We start from the raw sequence: 7,577 nt of genomic DNA on the forward strand, positions 1-7,577 counted from the left end.
ACCGAGCCGCTCGTCAGCTACCAGACCAATCGACTACTATCTGGGTGGAACCTTCCTCCACTGGTGATACGCGCCATCGGGGCGCACTGAATAAGACGGGCTAGTTGTCAGATGCACGTCACATCAGGCAGCTTGGGTAAAGTATGGGGCAACGATATGACAGCAATGACGGACGCCTTTTGGCAGTCGCTCCGGGTGAGAGTTGATATTTCCAGCTGTGCAAAACAGTGATACTCGATAAATCTTTGAATTCTTGTGCTTCTGATGCGAACGCCGAGGCCGAAGCGGTAAGAAGGCAAACTGCTGCTGCAATGGTGCGGGTCATGAGGTCTTTCCATTCTTGAGGGACGAGGTGCGCTTGTTATCTTTCTATAACATCATCGTATCGATCACACATTCTTTTGGAGTCTATGTGCGCATGAAAAAACTCCGTTTCAGTGAACGACACGAGACACGAAGCAAACGTCATGCCAGACGCAGCCATGGCTTAGATTTCAAGCGGTTAGGAATCCTTCGTAGCTTGCGGCTAGGCGGTGTCGCTATTTTGTCGAATTCCTTGCAGGAGTTTGAATAGAACAGCTGCCGGGGCAGCTCCTCGTGCGGCAATGGCCTCGTCAGTCGGTCTTGCAGCGCCTGCCGATCGGCGACGAGGTTGTCGAGGTGCAGCGGCTCGTGGTCCGGCCGCTGCCCGTCGAGCAATCGCCCAACCAGCGCCCACGTGCCGTCCAACACAAAGACGCCGCAATCATAATCGTTCGACTGTCGGGGCATGCGGGCTGGCGCCAAGGTGGCGTTCAGCAGTCCTGCGAGCTGTTTTGCAGGCACGTCGTTGTATCCCTCTCGCTGGAGGGAGTCGTAGTGATAGGCCAACCGCGTTTCCGGTTTGCGGCGATCAACGAGCAGCAGCGACCAATGGGTGCCGGGGGTAGTAGGAGTGCCATTGTTCACTGGAAGGAACAGGAAGTCGGCTGGCGCGTCATTTTGATTATAGATGGACTGCAATGTGTCGCGCGCGTCTTGCGGCGCCATGTGACGCAGTAGATGGGAGACCGACGGATCCATCAGCCGTGTCCTGGCGGCGAGCGTCGGATCGGTTGTCTGCAGCTGCTCCTCCAGCAATTGGTAATCCCTCTGGATATGGGCGTCGCTCAGCCACTCGGTGGCGTCGAGCACCGACCCGTTGGGGACATTGGACGAGGCTGTCGTATCGAGCGCCCCGATGTGAGTTTTGGAGGAACTGGTCGTTAGCGTCGTCACATCAACCAGTGGAAGGCCACGGTAGGTGTCTGGCAGCCTAGGGATTACAGGCGAGGCGGGTTGGGGAGCTCTTGCCGGTCGCGATGGCGCAGCTTCACTCATCGGCGAAAGTCGACCGCGGTGGACGGGCCGAAAGTCATCGGGCCCTCCCGTCCCCGCGACGGCGGACCCTGTCGCTTGCATCATGGGCTGCCACTCCGACTCGCGGAGCATCTGCCCGCGCGGACGCACCGGTGCAGAATGAGCATCGTCGCGTAAGTCGGACGGTGTGGGCGCATTCAGATCAACAAAAGACTGAAGACCCCCGAACGTGTTGGAGCGAGCCCTGACAGGGGGCGCTGCCACAAACTGAGCATCGCCACGCAAAACAGGGGCAATATGGCGCCCAGATCCCAACTTTCCGACGCCCGATTTCCGCAGATGCACCAGCGCGGGTTGGATCATTGCGTAATCATCTGGATAGAGCTTGACATCATCATCCAGCGCCTTGTGGTTAAGGCGATCAGAAATGCCTAACTTACCGTTTTTGTCTAGGTAATCATTGAAAGGTTTAAGAGCAGATGTATACCTCATTGCCTTAGCTTGGTCGACGTTCTTCGCAGAGGGAGTTGCATTGTACTGTTTGATGAGGGCTTCGTCCTGGGAATTGGGATTGCGGAGCAAGCGACCTAGGATTGGCAGCCGGCAGCCGGTCGCCGCAATCTTCAGATGATGCATGGGCACTTTGAGGGAGGGACCACCCGATCCCTCGTACTGCTTCAGATCCTGGTTCAGCGATCTCTCGTCCATGCGAGTAGCAAAGCCGTGTTTTCCGTTGGCAACGAGCCAGCGAGCGAAGTTCAAAAGAGGATTTACATTGACCTTGAAGGTGCCCTCCGCGACCTTGCCTTTGCGGAGCGCTGATTCCAGCACCCCGATAAGGGACGCATCTTCGGAATAAAGAGCACGTTTGTTGCCACCCACGGTAACCAATGCTGCAAACTGGGTCGCGTTGTTCAGCTTGATGAGGGGTTCGTCACAGGAATGCGGATTCCGGGAAGAGCGACCTACAATTGGCACGCCGCCGGCCTCCGCAGTCTTGAGATGGCGCAGCGGCGTTTCGAGGGACGGACCACCCGATCCCTCGTACTGATTCAAATCCTGTTTCAGCGACGTCTCGCCAAGGCGAGTAGAAAGGCCCTGCTTTCCGTTGACAGCAAGCCAACGAGCGAAGCGCAAAAGAGGACTTACATTGAGTTTGAGGGTGACCTCCCCGACCTTGCCCTTGCGGAGCGCTGACTCTGACTCCAGCACCCCGATAAGGGACGCATCCTTGGAATAAATAGGAAAGCTGTCACCACCCACGGTAACCAGTGTTGAATTCTGGGTCGCATTGGTAGGACGCGTGAAGCCGTCAAGATCTTTGTTCGGCGCGTCAGGGTTGTTCATTCGCTCCCGCCTGATCTGCGCTTTGTTGATAGCGGGCAGCAGCAAGGTGGCGGCCTGCGGATTGTTTAGTGTCCTTTGCCTCTTCGCCGGTGCGCCATACTCATCGCCCCGATCCGCGGCACTACCCAAAGGTTGTTCCTCAGCGAAACTTTGCAGGGGCAATTGTGCCGTCGGCTCTAATGGCGACCGCGAATTGCCCTTCCTTGGGCGCCAAGTCCTCACTCCAATGCGCTGGTCTTGAGAGACATCAAGGATCTGGCTAGGGTGGGCAACTGCGGCATCGACATTTGGCACGTCGCGCAAGTGCTGCTCAAATGCTGCGTGCTCTTGCTTTGGCCGCTTTTGCAACGTGGCATTGTACGTAGCATAATATCGCCCGGATGGGTTGCCGTTCTGAATTCGGTCCATATTCCAACTCCGGTTGGGGCCGGTTTGCAAATGCAGGCAGCCTCGTCCTCTCCCTACTAGTGTTACCTTTCGAGAGGCTGACGCGGGTTATAAAAGTCAGCCTGTCGCATTCTTGATTTTGCCGTGGGGTGCGTTGAGCCGCAGCCTCTACGCCAGACAGACCGTTGACCCGTGCGGGTCGAGTCCGCTTCGAACAAGTCTGAAATGCGGGGCGAATGTCCTGGATCAACGAGCGGATTTTTGCCGTCGAGTGGGAGGGTGCGGATCAACGTGGGGACCATGAGGAATTGTGTGGCAGCTATGCCGCCGCCCGATTGCCGGAGTTTCGGTGATTATCGTTTGCCATGCCCGGATACCACCTTTCGAAGGTCGCCCGCAAAGAGCCGTCGAGGGGTCTGCGTTCGGGTTTGCAACAGGAGATGCGCGCCTGTCCGGCTCCATTGCATCTCCTGTTTCTTGGCGAAACGCTTGCTGACGACGGCGTTGACGGTCGCCTCGACGAAGGCGGAGGATATCCGCTCTCCGGACCGGTAGCGTTCGCCGTAGTTGATCAGGCTGGCGTGGTTTGATCCGATATAGGACCGGAACTCGCCGATCGCCGTCAGGAGCTTTCTCATGTTGGGATAGTCGGTTTGCGTGGCATCGGCATCGTCGAGCAACCAATCGATCTCCTCGCGAGCCCGGTGCGTGTTGCCGTGCCACAGATACCATTTGATCCGGGATAGCATGTCCAGCATGCCGTTGCCGGCTTCCTCGTCATGGTGGCGAAGGCCCTGGGCGAACTGGCGAAGCACAGTGATGCGCATCGTGATGTGGAACCAATCCAGCACATGCTCGCTGGCAGGGCCGATCATTTCGGCAAGTGAGCGGACTTCCTCGCCGCCGTCGGTGATGAAGGTAATATCCTGGTTGGCCTGCACACCCTGTTTCTTGAGGTGGTCGAGGATCCGGCGCCGCGGCTTGCGGTCATAACCATGAACGAAGCCGATATAGCGCGGCTCGCCATCCTCGGGCAGGGAGCGCCCGACGATCAGCTCGAAGTTCTTCTTTCGGTTGTCACGATCCCGGATGTATCCGCCGTCAAGGCCGATGACGAGCGCGAGGGGCGGGCCAGGGGCGCCCTCGCCTGGCCTCGGCCGGTTCGACAACGGCCTGAGGACATTCCGCACGCAAAAAACCCGGGGCATCGTTGCCCCGGCCTGACCGGATCCGCAGCGCAGCGGGAGGCCAGCCCTTGCCGTCCAGTTCCTTCTCGGCCTGCAAGACGCCCTCGGGTTTTGGGCCGCGTTCGACCGCTTTCGCGGCATCTTCCCTTATGCGGCGAGACGGTCGAGGATGTCAAAACACTGTGCAGGGAGATGAAAAACGTTCCTGAGCGGCGCAAATTCTTTGTGACAGCTTTGAGTATCCAATCCTGCTAAGCCGTCTTTAGCAACTAGCTCGGCAACCTGCCTATTGTCATCCGGCTGTCATATATTGGCGATACGTACCCTTAATTCCGGATTTACAGATACATGGATAAAAAATTAGCTCTCCTCGGACTGGCAGCACTTGGCCAGGATACAAGGCTTGAGGTCTTCCGCCTGCTTGTTCAGGCGGGCGCCGGGGGAGTGCCCGCTGGCGAGATCGCTGCTCGCCTCAATACCGTGCAGAACACTATGTCGGCGCACCTGAAGGTCCTCGACCATGCCGGCCTCGTCCGCTCTGAGCGCGACGGACGCACAATCCGCTACGTCGCCGACATGACCGGCTTCCGCGATCTGCTCGCCTATCTCATGGAAGACTGCTGCAACGGCGCGCCGGAATTCTGTCAGCCCGTGATCCAAGCAGTCACCTGTAAATGCTAGAAGGGAGGCATACGCCATGAGCGAGCCATATAACGTTCTTTTCCTCTGCACCGGCAACTCGGCAAGGTCGATCATCGCCGAAGCAATTCTGAACCGTGTCGGCGCCGGCAAGTTCAAGGGCTATTCGGCCGGATCGCACCCCAAGGGCCAGGTTCACCCCTACACGCTCCAGCTCCTTAAAAACCTGAATTACGACACGTCGTTTGCCCGTTCGAAAGACTGGGAAGAATTCGCAGTGCCCGGCGCGCCGGAAATGCATTTCGTTTTCACGGTGTGCGACAACACTGCCAATGAATCGTGCCCGGTCTGGCCGGGGCAGCCGATGACGGCACATTGGGGCGTGCCTGACCCGGCTGAGGTGGGAGGGACCGATGCCGAGAGGCATCTGGCGTTCGCCGAAGCCTATCACATGCTTAACAACCGGATTTCGATCTTCATCAGCCTGCCGATGAACATGGTCGACAAGCTCGGGCTGCAAAAGCGGCTCGATGAAATCGGCCGCAAGCTTCCGAAAGCCGGCTAGGCGTCATGGTCGACCTGTCCCGACGCATCGCCGCAGAGGCCCTCGGCACGGCCTTGCTCGTCGCGACTGTGGTCGGCTCCGGTATCATGGCCAACCGCCTCACGCACGACACTGCGCTGGCGTTGCTCGGGAACACCATCCCTACAGGCGCCATCCTTATGGTTCTGATCACAATCCTCGGACCGATCTCGGGCGCCCATTTCAATCCGGCGGTGACCCTGGTCTTTGCATTGAGGCGGGAGGTTGAAACCAATTCCGCCGGGGCGTACGTCCTGGCTCAGGTCTTAGGCGGGATCGCCGGCACGTTCCTCGCACATGCCATGTTCGAACTGCCGGTGTTGCAGCTATCCCAGACCGTGCGGACCGGTAACGGCCAATGGGTCGCCGAAGTGGTCGCCACCTTTGGCCTTGTCCTCACCATCCTTGCCGGGTTGCGGGCTCGCCCGGACTCAATCCCATGGCTGGTAGGGCTCTACATTACCGCCGCCTACTGGTTCACCGCCTCGACCTCGTTCGCCAACCCGGCCGTCGCTATTGCGCGGGCATTGTCCAACACCTTCGCCGGAATCCGCCCGGCCGATCTGCCAGGGTTCATCGTCGCTGAATTGCTGGGAGCGATCGTCGCTATGGCCTTGGCCGGATGGCTGCTCGCCAGCCCCAAATCCGCCACTTCAATAATGGCGCAGCCGCCCGGCCTGATGCGGGACTGACGGCCCCGGCGAATTTTATCGGGCATTGGGACACCACCAATCAGCTCCCGCAGATGTCCTCCAGTGGCCAAGCTCCGCGGCCGCGCCCGAAGCTACGCCACAAAGCAAGCAGCAAGACTGCAATAGTAAAGGTGCGTCACCCTATAAGGGCATCAAACAACGCGGTCTGTCGTGCATCTGTCACACACCACCCCTACACGCAGACTGAGGCGTTCCGTGACTGACATTTCGGGGCAGCCAGTTGGGGTATGAAAATGCAAGACAGCTGCCTGTCAGGTCGCTGTGTCTATGGTCGTTACCATTTCGTCTTCCTGCTGTAGCCTTTCAATCGGCCGCAATTGGGGACGAGCGCGCGTGGCCGGCAAGTCAGATACATGACCAGATTTCCAAATCCGATGGTTGGGATATCCCACGAAGCCTTGGCAGGCCTGGTGGGCGAGGCGGTACAACAGGCATTGACGCAGCATGGTGTCCTGCTGGACGCCGAGGCGCTCGTTTCCGTCAGCGTGATTGCGGGCAGTGTGGCCGCCGCCCTGCCCTTCCTGCCGCAGGCACAGTCGCTCGCGATCGGCTCTCTCAAGGGCGACTTGACTGCGCTCGCCTCCGAGTTCTTCCGCACGATGGCAAACAAGATCGCGCACAGCCACCCCGCCGGAGCGGACTACGCTTCGGGGAGGCCAGCGCCGGCGGCCGGACCCGGCCAGCCTGCGTTCCAAAACGTTGCCGAGGGAGCCGCAGAGCTCCAATCGATGGTGATCGAGGACTGGGCGGGCGAAGTTGCCGGATCGACCTATTTGGAAGAGAAGCTCCGCATACCGCGCTCGACGCTTCATCGCTGGCAAAGGCGCAACGAAGTCATTGCCTTGCGCAAGGGCGGCCGCAAGCATGTCTTCCCGCTAGCCCAGTTCATCGACGGCAGGCCGGCGCTAGGGATCAGTGAGGTGCTGTCCCTGATTCCCAATCCAAGGCTGGCCTGGTTTTGGTTGGCTCGCCCTTCACCAGATCTCGACAGCCGCATTCCCATTGAAATGCTCAAGCACGACATGGTGCACGAGGTCATACTGGCCGCACGCGACTTTTCATCGACCGGCAGTATCAACTCTTGGGTTTGACGTTCTGATTTTCAAATCGATTAGTTTGCAATTGTAATGCCGCTCACTAGATGAGTAACGTCCTTTTACAAAGACAGTCATAAATAGAATCAACTCAGGCTATCCCACGTTTCCTTTGTGCCGCTTGTGCAATCTGTGCCAAATTTAGACGCATCTTCGTGATATTTCCGCAACAATACTTCTTAAATAGCCAAAGAGCCGCTTTCCAGTTTCAATCTCCGTTTGTGCACTGCAGCGAAGTCGGCCATGTCGAGCGCGAAGAAGCCGCGCCGGTGCGCGACTTTTTCAACGA

6 protein-coding genes and 1 pseudogene are annotated in these 7,577 nt (G+C 58.5%); 4 read left to right on the forward strand and 3 right to left on the reverse strand.

Annotated features, from left to right (window positions below; all coding sequences use genetic code 11):
• Positions 1 to 118: 118 nt before the first annotated feature.
• From ACFFNA_RS33810 to ACFFNA_RS33820, 3 genes and pseudogenes are all read right to left on the reverse strand, one after another.
• The gene (locus ACFFNA_RS33810) at positions 119 to 325 is read right to left on the reverse strand and encodes a hypothetical protein (protein ID WP_378924206.1); all 207 of its coding nucleotides are present in this window, start codon (positions 323 to 325) and stop codon (positions 119 to 121) included.
• Between the two features lie 140 nt (positions 326 to 465).
• On the reverse strand, positions 466 to 3,093 hold the full coding sequence (locus tag ACFFNA_RS33815) for a Ulp1 family isopeptidase (protein ID WP_378924208.1): 2,628 nt from the start codon (positions 3,091 to 3,093) through the stop codon (positions 466 to 468).
• Between the two features lie 298 nt (positions 3,094 to 3,391).
• Positions 3,392 to 4,208 (reverse strand): annotated as a pseudogene (locus tag ACFFNA_RS33820) (ISKra4 family transposase); the annotation flags it as partial.
• Between the two features lie 399 nt (positions 4,209 to 4,607).
• Here ACFFNA_RS33820 and ACFFNA_RS33825 point away from each other — a divergent pair.
• The 4 genes from ACFFNA_RS33825 (at position 4,608) to ACFFNA_RS33840 (ending at position 7,285) form a co-directional block, all read left to right on the forward strand.
• The gene (locus ACFFNA_RS33825) at positions 4,608 to 4,940 is read left to right on the forward strand and encodes an ArsR/SmtB family transcription factor (RefSeq protein ID WP_095090590.1); all 333 of its coding nucleotides are present in this window, start codon (positions 4,608 to 4,610) and stop codon (positions 4,938 to 4,940) included.
• A 16-nt stretch (positions 4,941 to 4,956) separates the two neighbouring features.
• Positions 4,957 to 5,463, forward strand: coding sequence for an arsenate reductase ArsC (locus ACFFNA_RS33830; RefSeq protein ID WP_095090591.1), 507 nt, complete (start codon positions 4,957 to 4,959; stop codon positions 5,461 to 5,463).
• A 5-nt stretch (positions 5,464 to 5,468) separates the two neighbouring features.
• Entirely contained in the window at positions 5,469 to 6,173 is a 705-nt protein-coding gene (locus ACFFNA_RS33835) for an MIP/aquaporin family protein (protein ID WP_378924210.1), read from the forward strand.
• 374 nt (positions 6,174 to 6,547) lie between these two features.
• Positions 6,548 to 7,285 (forward strand): antitoxin Xre/MbcA/ParS-like domain-containing protein, encoded by a 738-nt coding sequence (locus ACFFNA_RS33840; RefSeq protein ID WP_378924212.1) that lies wholly within the window; start codon positions 6,548 to 6,550, stop codon positions 7,283 to 7,285.
• The last annotated feature ends 292 nt before the right edge of the window (positions 7,286 to 7,577 follow it).

This window comes from Mesorhizobium kowhaii (assembly GCF_042431665.1).
Taxonomy (GTDB): domain Bacteria; phylum Pseudomonadota; class Alphaproteobacteria; order Rhizobiales; family Rhizobiaceae; genus Mesorhizobium; species Mesorhizobium kowhaii.

Excerpts from the sequence above, each read along its gene's own strand:
- ACFFNA_RS33810 (WP_378924206.1), bottom strand. The coding sequence starts at position 325 with ATGACCCGCACCATTGCAGCAGCAGTTTGCCTTCTTACCGCTTCGGCC.
- ACFFNA_RS33830 (WP_095090591.1), top strand. The coding sequence starts at position 4,957 with ATGAGCGAGCCATATAACGTTCTTTTCCTCTGCACCGGCAACTCGGCA.
- ACFFNA_RS33835 (WP_378924210.1), top strand. The coding sequence starts at position 5,469 with ATGGTCGACCTGTCCCGACGCATCGCCGCAGAGGCCCTCGGCACGGCC.
- ACFFNA_RS33825 (WP_095090590.1), top strand. The coding sequence starts at position 4,608 with ATGGATAAAAAATTAGCTCTCCTCGGACTGGCAGCACTTGGCCAGGAT.
- ACFFNA_RS33840 (WP_378924212.1), top strand. The coding sequence starts at position 6,548 with ATGACCAGATTTCCAAATCCGATGGTTGGGATATCCCACGAAGCCTTG.
- ACFFNA_RS33815 (WP_378924208.1), bottom strand. The coding sequence starts at position 3,093 with ATGGACCGAATTCAGAACGGCAACCCATCCGGGCGATATTATGCTACG.